Source organism: Trichocoleus sp. FACHB-6, from assembly GCF_014695815.1.
GTDB classification, from domain to species: Bacteria; Cyanobacteriota; Cyanobacteriia; order Cyanobacteriales; family FACHB-T130; genus Funiculus; species Funiculus sociatus.
In genome coordinates this window covers 146714-163226 of record NZ_JACJOY010000097.1, presented here as the reverse complement: position 1 = coordinate 163226, position 16513 = coordinate 146714, and the positions used below count along the sequence as shown (strand labels likewise).

General features: G+C 47.7%; 24 protein-coding genes and 1 tRNA gene. 9 read left to right on the top strand and 16 right to left on the bottom strand.

All coding sequences use genetic code 11. From position 1 onward, the window contains the following. Window positions 1–55: 55 nt before the first annotated feature. The 16 genes from rplR to rplC all read right to left on the bottom strand — a co-directional run bounded on the left by rplR (window position 56) and on the right by rplC (window position 8242). The gene (rplR, locus tag H6F66_RS19600; protein WP_190424380.1) at window positions 56–418 is read right to left on the bottom strand and encodes a 50S ribosomal protein L18; all 363 of its coding nucleotides are present in this window, start codon (window positions 416–418) and stop codon (window positions 56–58) included. 2 nt (window positions 419–420) lie between these two features. Then, the gene (rplF, locus tag H6F66_RS19595; RefSeq protein ID WP_190424379.1) at window positions 421–960 is read right to left on the bottom strand and encodes a 50S ribosomal protein L6; all 540 of its coding nucleotides are present in this window, start codon (window positions 958–960) and stop codon (window positions 421–423) included. Between the two features lie 123 nt (window positions 961–1083). After that, the gene (gene rpsH / locus H6F66_RS19590; protein ID WP_190424378.1) at window positions 1084–1485 is read right to left on the bottom strand and encodes a 30S ribosomal protein S8; all 402 of its coding nucleotides are present in this window, start codon (window positions 1483–1485) and stop codon (window positions 1084–1086) included. A gap of 24 nt (window positions 1486–1509) precedes the next feature. Then, window positions 1510–2055 carry a 50S ribosomal protein L5 gene (gene rplE / locus H6F66_RS19585; protein ID WP_190424377.1) on the bottom strand — a complete coding sequence of 182 codons (546 nt, stop codon included), beginning with the start codon at window positions 2053–2055 and terminating at the stop codon, window positions 1510–1512. A gap of 90 nt (window positions 2056–2145) precedes the next feature. Continuing rightward, window positions 2146–2511 (bottom strand): 50S ribosomal protein L24, encoded by a 366-nt coding sequence (gene rplX, locus H6F66_RS19580; protein WP_242017833.1) that lies wholly within the window; start codon window positions 2509–2511, stop codon window positions 2146–2148. Beyond that, on the bottom strand, window positions 2511–2879 hold the full coding sequence (rplN, locus tag H6F66_RS19575; protein ID WP_190424376.1) for a 50S ribosomal protein L14: 369 nt from the start codon (window positions 2877–2879) through the stop codon (window positions 2511–2513). Before rplN ends, rplX begins: the two co-directional genes overlap by 1 nt. Before the next feature lie 168 nt (window positions 2880–3047). Then, on the bottom strand, window positions 3048–3293 hold the full coding sequence (gene rpsQ, locus H6F66_RS19570; protein ID WP_190424375.1) for a 30S ribosomal protein S17: 246 nt from the start codon (window positions 3291–3293) through the stop codon (window positions 3048–3050). An 11-nt stretch (window positions 3294–3304) separates the two neighbouring features. Beyond that, the gene (rpmC, locus tag H6F66_RS19565; protein WP_190424374.1) at window positions 3305–3559 is read right to left on the bottom strand and encodes a 50S ribosomal protein L29; all 255 of its coding nucleotides are present in this window, start codon (window positions 3557–3559) and stop codon (window positions 3305–3307) included. A 3-nt stretch (window positions 3560–3562) separates the two neighbouring features. Continuing rightward, a complete protein-coding gene (gene rplP / locus H6F66_RS19560) occupies window positions 3563–3982 on the bottom strand; it encodes a 50S ribosomal protein L16 (protein WP_190424373.1) in 420 nt (139 codons plus the stop codon). A 72-nt stretch (window positions 3983–4054) separates the two neighbouring features. Continuing rightward, window positions 4055–4783, bottom strand: a complete 729-nt coding sequence (rpsC, locus tag H6F66_RS19555; RefSeq protein ID WP_190424372.1) for a 30S ribosomal protein S3 — start codon at window positions 4781–4783, stop codon at window positions 4055–4057. An 83-nt stretch (window positions 4784–4866) separates the two neighbouring features. Beyond that, window positions 4867–5229 (bottom strand): 50S ribosomal protein L22, encoded by a 363-nt coding sequence (rplV, locus tag H6F66_RS19550; protein WP_190424371.1) that lies wholly within the window; start codon window positions 5227–5229, stop codon window positions 4867–4869. Between the two features lie 51 nt (window positions 5230–5280). Continuing rightward, window positions 5281–5556, bottom strand: coding sequence for a 30S ribosomal protein S19 (gene rpsS / locus H6F66_RS19545; RefSeq protein WP_190424368.1), 276 nt, complete (start codon window positions 5554–5556; stop codon window positions 5281–5283). 97 nt (window positions 5557–5653) lie between these two features. After that, window positions 5654–6517 (bottom strand): 50S ribosomal protein L2, encoded by an 864-nt coding sequence (rplB, locus tag H6F66_RS19540; protein ID WP_190424367.1) that lies wholly within the window; start codon window positions 6515–6517, stop codon window positions 5654–5656. Window positions 6518–6588: 71 nt separating this feature from the next. Then, window positions 6589–6891 carry a 50S ribosomal protein L23 gene (locus H6F66_RS19535; RefSeq protein WP_190424364.1) on the bottom strand — a complete coding sequence of 101 codons (303 nt, stop codon included), beginning with the start codon at window positions 6889–6891 and terminating at the stop codon, window positions 6589–6591. After that, a complete protein-coding gene (gene rplD, locus H6F66_RS19530) occupies window positions 6884–7516 on the bottom strand; it encodes a 50S ribosomal protein L4 (RefSeq protein WP_190424362.1) in 633 nt (210 codons plus the stop codon). Before rplD ends, H6F66_RS19535 begins: the two co-directional genes overlap by 8 nt. Window positions 7517–7603: 87 nt before the next feature. Then, window positions 7604–8242: a 50S ribosomal protein L3 gene (rplC, locus tag H6F66_RS19525; RefSeq protein WP_190424360.1), complete on the bottom strand. Its 639-nt coding sequence runs from the start codon at window positions 8240–8242 to the stop codon at window positions 7604–7606. 614 nt (window positions 8243–8856) lie between these two features. Here rplC and H6F66_RS19520 point away from each other — a divergent pair. From H6F66_RS19520 to H6F66_RS19480, 9 genes are all read left to right on the top strand, one after another. Then, entirely contained in the window at window positions 8857–9312 is a 456-nt protein-coding gene (locus H6F66_RS19520) for an NAD(P)H-quinone oxidoreductase subunit N (protein ID WP_190424358.1), read from the top strand. Window positions 9313–9532: 220 nt separating this feature from the next. Then, window positions 9533–10138 carry a VWA domain-containing protein gene (locus H6F66_RS19515; RefSeq protein ID WP_190424356.1) on the top strand — a complete coding sequence of 202 codons (606 nt, stop codon included), beginning with the start codon at window positions 9533–9535 and terminating at the stop codon, window positions 10136–10138. Between the two features lie 102 nt (window positions 10139–10240). Then, a complete protein-coding gene (locus H6F66_RS19510) occupies window positions 10241–10708 on the top strand; it encodes a hypothetical protein (protein WP_190424354.1) in 468 nt (155 codons plus the stop codon). 131 nt (window positions 10709–10839) lie between these two features. Continuing rightward, window positions 10840–11445 carry a VWA domain-containing protein gene (locus H6F66_RS19505; RefSeq protein ID WP_190424508.1) on the top strand — a complete coding sequence of 202 codons (606 nt, stop codon included), beginning with the start codon at window positions 10840–10842 and terminating at the stop codon, window positions 11443–11445. Between the two features lie 96 nt (window positions 11446–11541). Next, entirely contained in the window at window positions 11542–12150 is a 609-nt protein-coding gene (locus H6F66_RS19500) for a VWA domain-containing protein (protein ID WP_190424352.1), read from the top strand. Window positions 12151–12181: 31 nt separating this feature from the next. Further along, window positions 12182–12787: a VWA domain-containing protein gene (locus tag H6F66_RS19495; protein ID WP_190424506.1), complete on the top strand. Its 606-nt coding sequence runs from the start codon at window positions 12182–12184 to the stop codon at window positions 12785–12787. A gap of 111 nt (window positions 12788–12898) precedes the next feature. Next, window positions 12899–14134 (top strand): LdpA C-terminal domain-containing domain, encoded by a 1236-nt coding sequence (locus tag H6F66_RS19490; RefSeq protein ID WP_190424350.1) that lies wholly within the window; start codon window positions 12899–12901, stop codon window positions 14132–14134. Window positions 14135–14210: 76 nt separating this feature from the next. Next, window positions 14211–16064 carry a R3H domain-containing nucleic acid-binding protein gene (locus tag H6F66_RS19485; RefSeq protein ID WP_190424348.1) on the top strand — a complete coding sequence of 618 codons (1854 nt, stop codon included), beginning with the start codon at window positions 14211–14213 and terminating at the stop codon, window positions 16062–16064. A gap of 282 nt (window positions 16065–16346) precedes the next feature. Continuing rightward, window positions 16347–16418, top strand: a tRNA-Gln gene (locus H6F66_RS19480). The last annotated feature ends 95 nt before the right edge of the window (window positions 16419–16513 follow it).

Below are 16513 nucleotides of genomic sequence, written 5' to 3'. Positions count from 1 at the left end.
AAGCAAGAAAACTAGGAAAAATATAAAATTTCTTTTACCTTTTGCCTTTTGTCCTTTAAAAATCCAACCCAGCTTCGCGGGCCGCATCTGCGAGAGCTTTGATGCGACCGTGGTAAAGGTTGCCGCCGCGGTCAAAGACAACTTTTGTGATACCAACTTCGAGCGATCGCTCGGCAATTAGCTTACCCACTTCTACGGAGGCTGCTACATTCGCTCCTCCTTCTAGGCGCGATTTCAGCTCTGGCTCTAGGGTAGAGGCAGCAGCTAGGGTACGCTGTTGGGCATCGTCAATCACCTGAGCATAAATGTGCTGATTGGAGCGAAAGACGGCTAAACGAGGACGATTGCCTGTACCGTTCACCTTGCGACGTACCCGCCGATGCCGACGGTGAATTGATTCTTTCCGAGTTAGCTTCATTTTTACTTCTTACCTGCCTTTCCAGCTTTACGTCTCACCACTTCACCGGCGTAGCGGATACCTTTACCCTTGTATACTTCTGGTGGGCGGACAGCGCGAATTTTGGCTGCAATGTTCCCCACGATTTCTTTATCAATACCGCTCACAATGACATTGGTGTTGTTTTCCACCGCCATCTGAACGCCTTCTGGGGGATCAATTTGCACCGGGTGACTGTAACCCACGTTCAAAATTAAATTGCGACCTTGAACTGAGGCGCGATAACCGACACCCTGGATTTCTAAACGTCGCTGGAACCCTTGAGAAACCCCATCAACCATGTTGGCAACCAAAGTCCGCGACAAGCCGTGGCGCTGGCGAGCTGCACGAGATTCATCCCGTCGCTTCACTACAATCGTTTCGCCTTCCTGCTCGATGATCACCTGCTCTGGCAGAACCCTGGAAAGTTCACCTTTAGGACCTTTAACTGCCACATGTTGACCGTCAATGGCAACTTGAACTTTAGCGGGAATATTAATGGGGCGCTTGCCAATACGAGACATAACTAATTACTCCTTTTTTTTGTCAGTTGTCCCTGGGCGTTTGAACGTTTGAACGTTTGAAAGTTGTTAGAACAAAAGTTTCTTTCTAACGTTTTAATTTGACAACGTTCCAGTGACCAATGACTACCAGATGTAGCACAGCACTTCCCCGCCTACCCCCTGACGCCGCGCATCCCGGTCAGTCATAATGCCACTGGAGGTAGAAATGATCGCAATTCCAATACCGCCCAGCACACGGGGTAAGTCTTTACGGTTGGAATATACCCTAAGTCCTGGTTTGCTGACCCGCTTCAATGTGTTGATAATCGGTTGGCGATTCTTGCCTTTGTATTTTAAGGAAACCAGCAGGTGTCGCTCGATGCCCTCGCCAACTTCTTCAAAATCAGCAATGAAGCCTTCAGCTTTCAGGACTTGAGCAATGCTCTTCGTCATTTTCGTTGCTGGTATTTCTGTTGTTTGATGCCGCGCCATATTCGCATTCCGAATGCGAGTCAGCATATCTGCTATTGTGTCGTTTGCCGCCATTGTTCCCTCCTTATTATGACTGCCTCAGTTATCCCGGAAGGGCATTCCCATTTCTTTGAGTAAGGCGCGGCCCTCTTCGTCGGTATTTGCTGTGGTGATGATTGAAATGTCCATGCCACGAATTTGATCGATGCTATCGTATTCTATTTCTGGAAATATCAGCTGCTCTCTAATGCCTAAGCTGTAATTTCCTCGACCATCAAAGCTCTTGGGACTGATACCGCGAAAGTCCCGAATGCGTGGCAATGACAGGTTGATTAATCGATCAAGAAAGGCATACATCCGATCTCCTCGTAGTGTTACCATTACGCCCACTGGCATACCTTGACGAAGTTTAAAACCTGCGATCGCTTTTTTCGCCCGTGTCACCACAGGCTTTTGACCCGCGATCTTGGCAATTTCGTTAAGGGAAGATTCCAGCGCTTTAGCGTTAGTAGATGCCTCTCCTAAACCTCGATTAATCGAGACCTTTACAATTTTGGGTACCTGATGGACATTGGTGTAATTAAACCGATCTGTCAGTTTAGGAACAATTGTCTCTTGGTACAGCGTTTTCAGTTTTTGTGCCATTGGTTTTTTCCTTCATGCCCTGGGCTTGGTCAGGGAAAATAGTAGTTAACAATTAGCCGACTGGCAATTAGCTGTGCAAGCTAATTGCTATTAGTCAATGATTTCTCCAGTCTTTTTGAGCATCCGCACTTTACGACCTTCTTCATTAAAGGTGTAACAAATGCGGCTGGCAATTTTTTGGCTGGTCGAATAAAGCATAACGTTAGAGCTGTGAATCGGGGCTTCTATCGTAACGATTTGACCGGATTCACCTTCTTGCTGAGGTTTGACGTGCTTGGTTTTGATGTTAACTCCTTTAACAATTACCCGGCTTTCTTCGGGAATCGCCTTTAATATTTCACCAACCTTGCCTTTATCTCGACCAGCGATTACTTGCACTGTATCGCCTTTTTTTACGTGCATTTTATAGCGCACTTTCGGCTGGGAGCCGTTTCTTTTAAACTGTTTTGTTGCCATTAGAGTACCTCTGGAGCCAGGGAAACAATTTTGGTGAAATTTTTGTCGCGCAGTTCCCGTGCGACTGGACCGAAAACGCGAGTTCCCCTGGGGTTGCCATCTGCGTTGATGATCACGGCGGCGTTATCGTCAAAGCGAATACTCATACCGCTGTCCCGGCGCATATTCTTCTTGGTGCGGACAATTACGGCTCGTACAACGTCGGACTTTTTGACTGCCATGTTGGGGATAGCGTCTTTGACAACGGCGATGATCACATCGCCAACGCCGCCATAGCGCCGACTGCTGGCACCTAAGACGCGGATGCACATCAATTTGCGAGCGCCGCTGTTATCTGCGACATTTAGGTAGCTTTGAGGTTGAATCATAGTTTTGAGTTTTGAGTTTTGCTCCAGCGGGACACTTCCGTTGATCCGGAGTTTTGAATAATAGTTTTGAGTTTTAAGTTTTGAGTTTTGAAGCCGGAAGAATTTATAAAATTCTAGACTTGGAATTTTTAACTCAAAACTCAGCTCTCAAAACTCATAACTTTCTTATTAAGCCTCGCGATTGAGAATTTCAGCGACTGTCCAGCGTTTAGTGCGACTCAAGGGGCGCGTTTCTGTAATTCGGACACGATCGCCCACTTTGCACTCATTCTCCTCATCGTGAGCCTTGTACCGCTTCGTGTTTACCACAATTTTTCCGTATTTCGGATGTGGCGAACGGTTTTCCACGGCGACCACTACGGTCTTTTGCATTTTGTCGCTGACGACCACGCCAACTCGTTCTTTAACTGCCATTGGGGTCTACTCTACTCCTGGGATTGTGCATCTGGCTGCGGTTCTGGGGCTGGCTGGTTATCCGTTGCCGCCCGTTGCCGCTCACCTTCCACGGTCAGCAGCTGACCTAACCGATGCTTCATATGCTTGAACTGATGTGGCTTTTCCAGGCGTCGGGTTGCCTGTTGCATCCGCAAATCAAACAGCTGCTGTTTGACAGCTAAAATCTCATCAGCCAGTTCCTGGTCATTTAAATTTCTGGCTTCTTCTATCTTGGGCAGAGGCATAATTTACACCTGTTCCCCTTCACGTGTAATGAACTTTGTCTTAATCGGCAATTTGTTGGAGGCCAGACGCATTGCCTCGCGGGCAGTTGCTTCCGGTACCCCGGCAATCTCAAACAAGATCCGCCCTGGCTTGACTACAGCTACCCAAAACTCCGGTGAACCTTTACCAGAACCCATCCGGGTTTCGGCTGGACGCATGGTTACTGGTTTGTCTGGGAAGATACGAATCCAGATTTTGCCACCCCGGCGGATATAGCGGTTCATGGCTCGACGGCTGGCTTCAATTTGGCGGGATGTAATCCAGGCTGGTTCTGTGGACTGGAGGCCAAAGTCACCAAAGTTTAGGTCACTGCCTCTGGTTGCCAACCCGTTCATCCGCCCGCGCTGCTGTTTGCGAAATTTAGTTCTTCTGGGACTTAACATGATTTGTCCTTTGCTAACTGCTAATTGCTAATTTCTTCTTACTAATAGCGGATAGCTATTAGCAATTAGCTATTACTCATTTGAGCGGTCTTCAAATTGCTGGCGGCGGCGCTGTTGGCGACGCCGGGGTTGAGCATTATTAGGAGCAGGCACTTCTTCCTGACCTGGTATAACCTCGCCTTTGAAGATCCAAACTTTAACGCCAAGAATCCCGTAGATGGTTTTGGCGGTGCGGTAAGCGTAGTCGATGTCTGCCCGGAGGGTATGTAGTGGTACTCTACCTTCCCGCGTCCACTCGGTTCGAGCAATTTCTGCCCCATTTAACCGTCCGCTTACTTGCACTTTAATCCCCTGGACTTCAGCGCGTTGAGCGCGTTGAATTGCCTGACGCACAACTCGCCGGAAGGAAACTCGTCGCTCCAGCTGCTGGGCGATGTACTCGGCAATCAGCCCAGCATCGGCATCCACCCGCGCCACTTCAATAACGTTGATCCGGATTTGCCGATTACTGCCGCCTAGAGCTTCAAGAAGCTTAGACCGTAATTCTTCAATGCCTTGACCACCTCGACCTACCACAACACCCGGTCTAGCTGTGTGGATTTCCAAATCGATTTGGTCGGCTTTGCGCTCGATCCTCACTTGAGAGATACCAGCGTTAGCGAGTTTTTTCTCCACTACCTGCCGAATGGTGTGGTCTTCTTGCAGGAGTTCTGGGTAGCGCTTAGCATCCGCAAACCAACGGGAGCGATGTTCTTGGGTGATACCCAGTCGAAAACCAATTGGATGAATTTTCTGTCCCACGAATGCTTCCTCTAAATCAGTGCTGAGTGATGAGTGCTGAGGACTGAGTAAAACTGTTACTCATTCCTCATAACTCAGTTCTGTTATTTTTCTTCTGTGTCTGGTGCAACGGCTACTGTGATGTGACACGTTGGCTTGCGAATCTGATAGGCGCGTCCTTGAGCGCGGGGCCGGAAGCGCTTTAAGGTTGGCCCTTGGTCAGCATATGCCTTAGAGATCACTAATTTCGCTGGGTCTAACCCGGCGTTATGCTCGGCATTGGCTGCTGCTGAGCGCAGTACATCGCGGACTGGATCGCAAGCCCGATAGGGCATAAATTCCAGCACAATCAGCGCTTCACGATATGACCGCCCCCGAATTTGGTCGAGAACTCGCCGCACTTTGTGGGGGGACATCCGGATGTAGCGGGCGATCGCTTTGACTTCTTCTGTAGTATCAACTGCCATAGATTTCTCCGTTTTAATAATTCTGAATCTTGTCTAATTCAAAATTCAAAATTATCTCTTTGCCTTGGAATCTTTCGAGTGTCCCCGGAAAGTACGAGTAGGAGCAAATTCGCCTAACTTATGTCCTACCATTTGCTCGCTGACGTAGACCGGAACGTGCTGACGACCATTGTGAACCGCGATGGTGTGACCCAGCATTTGCGGCAAAATTGTTGAGGCGCGAGACCAAGTTTTTATGACCTGCTTTTCGCCTCTGGAGTTCAAAGTTTCAACCTTTTTCAGCAAACTATCCGCAACAAAAGGACCTTTTTTAAGAGAACGACCCATACTTCACATAACCCCAAATTATTTTTGATTTCTGATTTTGGATTTTGGATTTTGGATTTATTGCCAATCTAAATTCCAAAATCTAAAATCTAAAATTCTAAGATTCCCGACCGCCACGACCGCGCTTAGAAGCTTTACGACGACGACGAACAATCAATTTACTGCTTTGCTTCTTAGGCTTACGAGTCTTATAGCCCAAGGTTGGTTTACCCCAAGGGGTCACAGGTCCGCTTCTACCAATCGGTGCGCGTCCCTCACCACCACCGTGTGGGTGGTCAACTGGGTTCATGACGCTTCCTCTCACCTTCGGACGGCGGCCCTTCCAGCGATTGCGACCTGCTTTACCTGCACTCAGGTTTCTATGCTCAACGTTGCCAACCTGTCCAATCGTGGCGTAGCACTCGCGGCGCACCATCCGGACTTCTCCGGAGGGCAACTTGATGGATACATAGCCACCTTCTTTTGCTACTACCTGAGCAGTGGCACCAGCAGCGCGAACAATTTGACCACCTTTACCTGCTGTCAGTTCTACATTGTGAACGCTAGTTCCCAATGGAATATTGCTTAACGGCAAAGCGTTGCCAATCTCGATGGGGGAGTTGGAACCTGCGGTGATAAATGTGCCAACCTCTAACCCTACTGGGTGGAGAATATAGCGCTTTTCTCCATCCTGGTAATAAAGCAGGGCAATGCGAGCATTACGATTAGGATCGTACTCAATCGCTGCTACTTTTGCGGGAATATCTCGCTTATCGCGGCGAAAATCTATCACCCGATAGAGGCGTTTGTGGCCGCCACCCCGACGGCGACTGGTAATTACCCCGCGATTGTTGCGGCCTTTGTCGCGGTGGTTAAAGTGGGTTAGTGATTTTTCCGGCTCACTCTTGGTAATTTCGGCAAAATCCGAAATTGTAGTCTCGCGAGTGCTGGGGGTGTAGGGCCGATAGGAACGGGTACCCATAATTTAAACTCTTAGTTGAACTGCTAAATGTTGAGTGTTATTTTGGATTTTGATTATTTAAAATCCAAAATTTAAACTTCTGGGAACAGGGTAATTGAGTCACCGCTTACTAAGGTTACGATCGCTCGTTTGTATTGAGGCTTAAACCCGGCAAATTTGCCAACGCGACGCTTGCGGCGTGGTAGGCAAAGGGTGTTGACGCTCAAAACCTTTACTTTAAACAGGTCTTCAATTGCTGCTTTAATTTCGGGTTTGGTCGCTTTGGGAATTACTTCAAAGACATACTTGTTCTGCTCCATGTGCAGAGTTGCCTTTTCGGTAACTATGGGGCGATAAACCATATCCGCCAGGTCGCGGCGATTAAATTCACTCACTGTAAACCTCCTGAATTTTGGCGAGGGCAGATGGCGTTGTTACAATTTTGTCAGCGTTAAGCAGGTCAAAAATATTCAATTGGTTAGCAAAAATTAGCTTCAAATTGACGATATTTCGGGCTGACAAATAAACGTTTTCTTGGCGCTCTGGCAAAATGAGGAGGATTTTTGATTGTGGATCGACTCCCCAACGAGCGATCGCTTCAACCAATTCCTTTGTTTTTGGTTTGGGCAACTTGTCGCCAAATTCCTCAACTACAACCATGTCCTCGGCGCGGTCAGCGATCGCTGTTCTCAACGCCAAACGCCGCTCCTTGCGGTTCATCTTCAGGTCATAGTCTCTTGGCTTGGGTCCGAAGATCACACCACCACCACGCCACAAGGGTGAACGAATCGAACCCGCACGAGCGCGACCTGTCCCCTTTTGTCTCCAGGGTTTACGTCCGCCTCCCCTAACTTCAGCGCGGGTTTTGGCGCTAGCGGTGCCTTGACGAGCATTTGCCTGCTGCCGGACTAATGCCCGATGCACAATATGTGCGGCGTTCTCTTCTTTGGCAACCTTTAATTCTAGTGTCGCCTGCCCGACTTCTTCCCCATCCCAATTGTGTACTACACAGTTAACCATATGCTTAGTCCGAGAGTCCTTTGTCAGTTGTCCGAGAGTCTTTTGTCAGTTGTCTTTGAAGGATGACTAATGACTAATGACTAATGACTACTTTCGACCTACCTTTTTGGCAGGCAAAATATTGACGAGCGCACCTGGTTTACCGGGAACCGCTCCCTTGATCAGCAGCAAGTTACGTTCCGCGTCTACCCGCACTACTGTCAGTTTGCGAATTGTGACGCGATCGCCACCTAAACGACCTGCCATCCGCTTCCCTGGATACACACGCCCGGGTGTGGTTCCAGCACCCGTCGAACCGGGCTGACGGTGGTTTTTGGAACCGTGAGACATGGGTCCCCGCTTGAAATTGTGACGCTTCTGATATCCGGCAAAGCCCTTACCGATGCTTGTACCAATTACATCCACAATTTGACCAGCAGTAAATAAATCTGGCTTTAACTGCTGACCCAGCTCAAACTCACCTACGTTATCTAGGCGATACTCCCGCAGTTTCCTTAAAGGAGCAGCGCTCGATTTTGCCAAGTGTCCCAATAGGGGTTTGTTCAACGCCTTTGGTTTCACTTCTTGATAACCAAGCTGGACGGCAGCGTAGCCATCTGTGTCCTTGGTTTTAATTTGCGTTACAGTACATGGCCCAGCCTGGATGACTGTTACAGGAATTGCTTTTCCTGTTTCGTCAAATACTTGGGTCATGCCGAGTTTGGTTCCGAGGATACCAATAGGCACGGCTTTTTGGTTTCTCCCTTTTACACACTACAAAGAGGCGGTGTTGCGATCACTCGCCACACCGACAAGCTCTTACAAACGTTTTCATTCGTTGCGATCAGACCAGCCAGAGATAGCACTGCCTCGCATTGAATCGAAGCAAGCTTTTAAGAAAGCTTTTGTAAGCTTTCCCCTCAGATGGTGTGAACCTATTCGACCGTCGGATATGCGACAGAAGGGCATTGCCTATATTCGCGGGGACTTAAGCAGCTTTATCTACTCAGTATCCCGAGAAGGCGAATGTGGTTTTTCCGGTGCTTTGAAGATTTCCGTCAAGAAGCCTTCTTTTATACCATCGCTTGAAGCGAAATCGCTCGGAACAATGAACTTTCTATTCTTATGACTGCACAGCCTTTTAGCTGAAAGCCTAATGTCCCTTTACCCGATCTCGACCTCAGCGGCAATAACCGCCTGAATTTTGACCACAATTGTTTACTATAAACCCTTTCTTAAGAATTGTCTACCAACCGCCAATTTTTTTTGTCTTGTCCCAGTTGATAGGCTCCTCACCACCCAACTATAATAAATCCGCAGCACTCATTAACAAAACTTAAAGCAGGGTAGAAGATAAATATATGGCACTTATCACCATCGGCAATCAATTTGTCAAAGGACTGGAAAAGGAGGGGGCTTTGGGGATGTACGTACCCCTAGAAGGAGGCTTTGAGGGACGTTACCAGCGGCGGTTGCGTGCAGCTGGCTATACCACGTTACGCATTACTGCAAAAGGACTAGGCGACTTAGCTGCCTATTTAACAGGCGTTCACGGTGTGCGTCCCGCGCATTTGGGTAAAAAAGACATTCGTACTTATTTCATACCGCCTGTGGTGAATTACCAATTGGAACACCTACCCCCCAAGTCGAAGGGTTTAGTGTTGTGGATTATCGAAGGAAATATCCTCTCGCGTGAGGAAGTGGAATATTTAACCGCTTTGCCAAGCATGGAACCGCGAGTAAAAATTGCGGTGGAGATGGGGGGCGATCGCGCATTCCGTTGGACACCGCTGAAGAATGCGATCGCTGCTGCTTAAGCAACCGATTTTTTCTAGCGATCGCCCACAGTCCCACGACAACTGCTCATTTCCTACAATCGTCAGGCATTTTTACTTAGCCCCGCAGGAAGAACTCGCTTGCGGGGCTAACTTATCCCTATCAAAAATCACCTGAATCGCCCAAATTATAGCTACTACAACCCATTAAACCATTTAGTTTTGATACCTTTAAAGAAGCAAACTAATAAGGCAAACTTTTATGGTGGAAAACCGCGACTATACCTTAATCATTGACAAAAGCGGCAGTATGTCACTAATAGACCAGCCAGGAAGTAAAAGTCGCTGGGTGGTCATGCAGGAATCTACCCTAGCCTTAGCGAGTAAATGTGAAGAATTTGATCCGGATGGCATTACCATTTATCTGTTTGCTAGTAGATTCAAACGCTACGACAATGTAACTGCCAGTAAAGTAATGCAAATTTTCCGGGAAAATGAACCATCTGGTCGTACCGATTTGGCGGGAGTTCTCCAAGATGCAACCAATAGCTACTTTCAGCGCAAAGCAACCGGACAAACTAAGCCAAATGGTGAAACTATTTTAGTAGTTACGGATGGGGAACCGGATGACCGAAAAGCGGTGATGAAAGTAATTATCGAAGCTTCTCGCCGCATGGATAGAGATGAAGAACTGGCAATTTCATTTGTCCAAGTTGGCGCAGACGCACAGGCTAGTAAATTTCTCAAAGTGCTGGATGATGAATTGCAAAGTGCTGGTGCCAAGTTTGATATTTGTGACACAGTAACCATTGATGACATGGAGGACATGACGCTGACTGAAGTGTTATTAAATGCCATTATTGACTAACACATAGTTTAATTTTGGGTTTGAAATTTGGATTTTAGATGAGTGAGCGTGTATCTAAAATTTAAAGTTTCAAATCTAAAATTTATTGGAGGTATCGAAATTATGGAATCGATAGATGACATACTTGCGTCAGTTAAGGCTGAGTATGAAGTAAAAGACAACCCAAAACCGCTTCACAACCCGCAACAACTCAAAGAAAAGCTAGTGAGTCCGCACGCGATCGCGCCATCTGTAGAGGTAGCCGAGAATTTCCCCCTGCAACCTGGGAAAAATAACTTGTCTTACTCCCATGAAGATAGCGTACTAGCTCAAGTTAAGGCTGAATTTGAGGAACAAGAAAAAGCCGAAAAACTGAAAAAACAGCAACAGCTAGCCGAGAAAAAAATTAAGCAGGAACAAATTAAGCAGCAGCAAAAAGAGGCACTAGCAAGCCAAGCGAAGGAGTGGCTGAAAAATTTAAACTCACTCTCAGAAGAAGGTCTTTGGTTTGAAGAATTTGCCTATGCTTACCCATCCAAACTAGATGCGGCGATTGATTACCTTCAAGCCTTGCGGGAAACGCAACCGTAAAGAGTCTAGAAGTAACTAAAACTTTTTATTTTTTTAATCTCAATCTACTTAATAGTCTCAGCCAGTAGGCTAGGCTAGATCAGTAGAACCTGACGATCGCAGGAGATTATCTCTTTGTGGAAGGAGTATCTGTGGCACAAGACCGAGACTATACATTAATCATCGACAAAAGCGGCAGTATGTCTACCCCAGAACCACCGAGTGGGAGAAGTCGCTGGGAGACGGCGCAGGAATCTACCCTGGCGTTGGCGAGAAAATGCGAACAGTTTGATCCGGATGGAATTACCCTTTACCTGTTTTCAGGTAGGTTTAAGCGTTTCGATGATGTAACCGCTAGCAAGGTTGCACAGATATTCCAAGAAAACGATCCATCCGGCACCACCAATCTTGCTGATGTTTTAAAGCACGCTGTTGACAACTATTTTCAGCGGAAGGCTGCTGGTGCGACGAAGGCGAATGGCGAGACAATTTTGGTAATTACAGATGGGGAACCGGATGACCGGAAAGCGGTGATGCGGGTGATTATTGAAGCTACTCGCCACATGGAAAGAGATGAAGAATTAGCCATTTCTTTCATTCAGATTGGAGCCGATCAAACGGCTACTCGGTTTCTCAAGGCTTTGGATGATGAACTGCAAAGTGCGGGAGCAAAGTTTGATATTTGTGACACCGTAACTTTGGATGATATGGAGGGCATGACTTTAACTGAAGTTTTGCTTAATGCCATAAATGACTAACTCGATTTTGGAGTTTGGATGGTAATTTAGTTTGATTTTGTAGTGAAGGTGGGCATTGCCCACCCTACTAACTTTTTGTGGGAAAGGAGGGTATGTATGAGTGCAGAAAATCGGGATTACACGTTAATTATTGACAAAAGCGGCAGTATGTCTACGCCAGACCAAGCAGGAGCCAGAAGTCGCTGGGAAATGGCGCAGGAGTCTACTTTGGCGTTGGCGAGAAAATGCGAACAGTTTGATCCAGATGGGATTACTGTTTACTTGTTTTCTAGCCGATTTAAACGTTATGACAATGTGACTTCTAGTAAAGTCGCACAAATTTTTCAAGAAAATGACCCGGCTGGCACTACTGACTTGGCAAGTGTGCTGAAGGATGCGACTAACCGCTATTTTGAGAGCAAGGCTGCTGGTGAGGTGAAGGCTGGTGGAGAAACCATTTTGGTAGTGACAGATGGGGAACCCGATGACCGGAAAGGGGTGATGCGGGCGATTATTGAAGCATCGCGCCAGATGGAGAGGGATGAAGAACTAGCAATTTCTATGATTCAAGTGGGTTCGGATGCAACGGCTACGCGGTTTCTCAAAGCGTTGGATGATGAATTGCAAGGTGCGGGGGCGAAGTTTGATATCTGCGATGCGATAACTATTGATGACATGGCGGACATGACTCTGGCGGAAGTTCTGCTAAACGCGATCGCTGACTAACTGAGTAGGAACTAATTTTATGACACTTGGTGTGTTGACTCACCGCGACTACACCTTAATGCTTGACAAAAGCGGTAGTATGTCATCTGTCGATCAACCGGGAGGCAAAAGTCGCTGGGAAATGGCGCAGGAGTCTACTTTAGGGTTGGCAAGTAAATGCGAACTGTTTGACCCTGATGGGATTACTGTTTATCTATTTTCCGACCGATTTCAAAGGTATGACAACGTTACTTCAACTAAAGTCGCCGAAATCTTCCAAGAAAATAGTCCTAGCGGTGGAACTAACTTGGTCGCTGCCTTGCAGCACGCAATCAACAACTACTTTCAGCGTAAAGCTGCGGGTCAGGCAAAACCAGAAGGCGAAACCATTTTAGTGGTGTCCGACGGCGAACCGGATAATCGGATGGCGGTAGTGGAAGTGATAATTAACGCCACTCAGAAAATACAGGGGGATGAGGAACTAGGGATTTCCTTCATTCAGGTGGGTTCAGACAGAGGCGCAAGGCGATTTTACAAAGGTTTGGATGAACAATTACAAGGAATCGGGGCAAAGTTTGACATCTACGATATCTTAAACCTGGATGAGATGGACAACATGACGCTAACTGAAGTGCTGCTAAAGGCAATTACCGACTAAAGGCAAGCGCCATTTTTTTACCTTTTACGTGGCAGGGGGGGTAGTACAATCGCCCCTATTTTTTACTATTTACACCTCCCCATTTATTCAGGAAGGCTTTAGCATATAAGGGTGACTGATTATTTCTATCCCTTACGCTCCCTAAGAGAGGGTCACTGGTTTAAGCTCATTTGCGGAGCTAGTTTCCAAGACCTCCCTGCCGTCCGGAATCTGACATTGGCTTATACTTTAGCTGGGGCTGACTGTATCGACGTTGCCGCTGACCCGGCGGTAATTGCTGCGGCACAAGAAGGTCTGAAAGCCGCTGCTGTCCTAGCTAGTGCAGCGCGTGTGCGAGGCTACTGTGCAGATACTTTGCCCTGGCTGATGGTCAGTTTGAATGATGGGGAAGATCCTCACTTTCGGAAGGCGGAATTTAACTCAACCGAGTGTCCGACAGAATGCCCGCGACCTTGTGAAAGTATTTGTCCAGCTGATGCGATCGCTTTGTCTGGAGTGATAGACCAACGTTGTTATGGCTGCGGGCGGTGTATTCCCGTATGCCCAAGTAAAATAATTTATACTCGTTCTTATGTCACAGCACCGGAAGCGATCGCTTCGTCAGTCTTGCCAAGTGGCGTTGATGCCTTAGAAATTCATACGCAAATCGGTAGAGTAGATGATTTTAAACGGTTATGGAGCGCGATCGCGCCTTGGTTGAATAAGCTCAAGCTCATAGCAATTAGTTGCCCAGATGGGGACGGTATAATTGATTACCTCTGGACTCTTTACGACCTGATAGCACCCCTGCCAATTCCTCTTATCTGGCAAACTGACGGGCGACCGATGAGTGGCGATATCGGTGATGGCACAACTAGAGCTGCTGTGAAGTTAGGGCAAAAAGTTCTATCTGCGGGATTACCAGGATATGTGCAGTTAGCAGGAGGCACGAACAACTATACTGTTGCAAAACTCAGGACAATGGGACTGCTCAACGACCGTCAGGAGCCAAAAGAAATTGTGGATTTACCTGAAAGCTTGGTAAAGGCAAGTTTATCAGACATAGCCGTGGAAAACCAAATATTATCGAAAAACAAGGCACCACAAACTCGAAAATCTCTCCATCATGCCTCAGTCCTGAATCCTGAGCCCTCCTATATTGCAGGTATTGCATACGGTAGCTACGCCCGCGTTTTGTTGTCACCCGTTCTAGACGAATTGGAAAAAATGAATATGAAAGACCTATCGGGGAAGGTATCGGCATCAACTCAGACATTTATGCCGAGACGACTGGAAGAAAATCCAGATTTACTTTGGCACGCAGTTAGTCTCGCTGAATCGCTGGTTTCTCAAGTTAAGAGTCATTAGTTTGTTGCTAAGGACTAAGGGCTAACAACTGTTATCTCTATCGCCAGTTGTGGATAAAAAAGTCACTTTAGGAAGAATGCAGATTACAGACGATCTCCAGAAATTATTGGACGTATTACCAAGTGAGATTCGGCAACCTTTAGAACAGCATCCTGACAAGGATAGGTTAGTTGAGGTTGTCATGGATTTGGGGCGATTACCGGAAGCTCGGTTTGCTACGCAGGCAGAGTACCTTTCCCAAATCCCAGTTTCCAGGGAACAGCTAAATTATTGTATAGAACGGGTAGGACATTTCGGCGGTGATAACCGGGCAGGACTAGAACGTACCCTGCATCGAATTAGCGCCATCCGCAACCGTAGTGGCGAAATAATTGGTCTTACCTTGAGGGTGGGTCGAGCCGTCTTTGGCACCATTGGCATGATTCGCGACTTAGTAGAAACAGGTCAGTCAATTCTGATGCTCGGTCGTCCAGGTGTTGGCAAAACCACCGCACTGCGGGAAATTGCCAGAGTTTTAGCCGATGAGTTACAAAAACGAGTTGTAATCATCGACACCTCTAACGAAATCGCGGGCGATGGTGACGTTCCCCATCCAGCGATTGGTCGCGCCCGTCGGATGCAAGTCGCCCGTCCAGAACTCCAGCACCAAGTGATGATTGAGGCAGTGGAAAACCATATGCCAGAAGTGATCGTCATTGATGAAATTGGTACGGAACTCGAAGCAATGGCTGCTCGTACTATCGCTGAGCGGGGTGTTCAGTTGGTGGGTACGGCACACGGAAACCGGATTGAGAACCTGATCAAAAACCCCACCCTATCCGATTTAGTTGGGGGCATTCAGGCGGTAACCCTGGGAGATGAAGAAGCTAGGCGGCGGGGCAGCCAGAAGACTGTTCTGGAGCGCAAAGCCCCGCCGACCTTTGAAATTGCCGTGGAGATGCTGGAAAGGCAGCGTTGGGTAGTACACGAGCAGGTAGCGGATATGGTTGATAACTTGTTGCGGGGGCGACAGCCAAATCCGCAAGTTAGAACAATCACTGACGCTGGGGAAGTGACAATTACCCGTGAGTTACCCCAAGCACCGACACCAATGCGATCGCCTAGTACCGGAGGCGGATATGCTGCTTCCTTGGATACTCCGGGACGACCGACTGGCTGGCGCACTTCTGGGCAGATGATGCCATTACCCAGTCAACCTAGATCGCTGCGGGGTCAGGATTTGCGGGTAACGAGTACAGCACTAAACTCGCCGCGTACTCTACCTTTTGGAAGCTCATCTGGGATACGGGACGTTACCAACGCAGGGGATCTTTCAGAACTAGGGCCAAGATCGCTGAGCAATGACTTTGAGCAGATGCTAGATCAATCTTGGCATCAGTCAGAATTGCTCTCAGATGGTTCCTTTGCCGGGCCGAATGGGGAAGATTTGCCGTTGCAGGTTTATCCTTATGGCATCAGCAGCCAACAACTAGACCAAGTGATTCGGGTACTGAATTTGCCTGTGGTGTTGACGAAGGATATGGATAGTGCGGATGCAGTTTTGGCATTGCGATCGCACGTAAAGAACCATTCCAAATTACGGCATATCGCCAAAGCTCGTCATGTTCCCATCCACGCAATTAAGGCAAACACTGTATCTCAGATTACCCGCGCCTTGCGGCGTCTGCTAGATATGGATGACCCCAGCAATCCCGACGTTGCCGAACTCAGTTTATTTACTACCACCGGTAACGAGGACGAGATTGAGGCTCTGGAAGAAGCCAGACTTGCAGTTGAGCAAATTGTCATCCCGAAGGGACAGCCAGTGGAACTTTTACCGCGTTCTGCCAAAGTGCGGAAAATGCAACATGAACTGGTGGAACACTACCGCCTCAAATCTGACAGTTTTGGGGAAGAACCTAACCGAAGGCTGCGGATTTACCCAGCATAGGGAAGGTCATGCGATTCTCTAAGAAAAAGGCAAAAGAGGAAGACTTTTGCCTTTTTCTTTTGTCGGTTAGTTCGGCGCGACTCAGCGAAATCCTACAAATGGCCGGAGAGCGTCGGCTAACGTTTCCCTGAAGCGCAACGCCCCAAGAGCGCTCAAAACAAACGGCACAACCTTTGCTCTTCAACCTATTCAGCTTTCACGAGGGACATTTTTAGAAAAATTTTGAAAAAGTTGTTGACAATTCCCTGGTAGGAACTGCTAATATATATGAGGTGAAATCAATGGGGTGTCGCCAAGTGGTAAGGCATCTGGTTTTGGTCCAGACATTCCGAGGTTCGAATCCTTGCACCCCAGTTAAAGCTAAAAAATAAGAGAGAGACGCGACTAATCGCGTCTCTCTCTGTTTTGCGGGGGCAATGTGTGCCAAAATCTTACGGTTGATTTTGGCT

What these genes read in the sequence shown, in the direction of transcription:
- rplR (WP_190424380.1), bottom strand. Translation starts at nt 418, where the DNA reads ATGAAGCTAACTCGGAAAGAATCAATTCACCGTCGGCATCGGCGGGTA.
- rplF (WP_190424379.1), bottom strand. Translation starts at nt 960, where the DNA reads ATGTCTCGTATTGGCAAGCGCCCCATTAATATTCCCGCTAAAGTTCAA.
- rpsH (WP_190424378.1), bottom strand. Translation starts at nt 1,485, where the DNA reads ATGGCGGCAAACGACACAATAGCAGATATGCTGACTCGCATTCGGAAT.
- rplE (WP_190424377.1), bottom strand. Translation starts at nt 2,055, where the DNA reads ATGGCACAAAAACTGAAAACGCTGTACCAAGAGACAATTGTTCCTAAA.
- rplX (WP_242017833.1), bottom strand. Translation starts at nt 2,511, where the DNA reads ATGGCAACAAAACAGTTTAAAAGAAACGGCTCCCAGCCGAAAGTGCGC.
- rplN (WP_190424376.1), bottom strand. Translation starts at nt 2,879, where the DNA reads ATGATTCAACCTCAAAGCTACCTAAATGTCGCAGATAACAGCGGCGCT.
- rpsQ (WP_190424375.1), bottom strand. Translation starts at nt 3,293, where the DNA reads ATGGCAGTTAAAGAACGAGTTGGCGTGGTCGTCAGCGACAAAATGCAA.
- rpmC (WP_190424374.1), bottom strand. Translation starts at nt 3,559, where the DNA reads ATGCCTCTGCCCAAGATAGAAGAAGCCAGAAATTTAAATGACCAGGAA.
- rplP (WP_190424373.1), bottom strand. Translation starts at nt 3,982, where the DNA reads ATGTTAAGTCCCAGAAGAACTAAATTTCGCAAACAGCAGCGCGGGCGG.
- rplV (WP_190424371.1), bottom strand. Translation starts at nt 5,229, where the DNA reads ATGGCAGTTGATACTACAGAAGAAGTCAAAGCGATCGCCCGCTACATC.
- rpsS (WP_190424368.1), bottom strand. Translation starts at nt 5,556, where the DNA reads ATGGGTCGTTCTCTTAAAAAAGGTCCTTTTGTTGCGGATAGTTTGCTG.
- rplB (WP_190424367.1), bottom strand. Translation starts at nt 6,517, where the DNA reads ATGGGTACCCGTTCCTATCGGCCCTACACCCCCAGCACTCGCGAGACT.
- rplD (WP_190424362.1), bottom strand. Translation starts at nt 7,516, where the DNA reads ATGGTTAACTGTGTAGTACACAATTGGGATGGGGAAGAAGTCGGGCAG.
- H6F66_RS19520 (WP_190424358.1), top strand. Translation starts at nt 8,857, where the DNA reads ATGGCACTTATCACCATCGGCAATCAATTTGTCAAAGGACTGGAAAAG.
- H6F66_RS19515 (WP_190424356.1), top strand. Translation starts at nt 9,533, where the DNA reads ATGGTGGAAAACCGCGACTATACCTTAATCATTGACAAAAGCGGCAGT.
- H6F66_RS19510 (WP_190424354.1), top strand. Translation starts at nt 10,241, where the DNA reads ATGGAATCGATAGATGACATACTTGCGTCAGTTAAGGCTGAGTATGAA.
- H6F66_RS19500 (WP_190424352.1), top strand. Translation starts at nt 11,542, where the DNA reads ATGAGTGCAGAAAATCGGGATTACACGTTAATTATTGACAAAAGCGGC.
- H6F66_RS19485 (WP_190424348.1), top strand. Translation starts at nt 14,211, where the DNA reads ATGCAGATTACAGACGATCTCCAGAAATTATTGGACGTATTACCAAGT.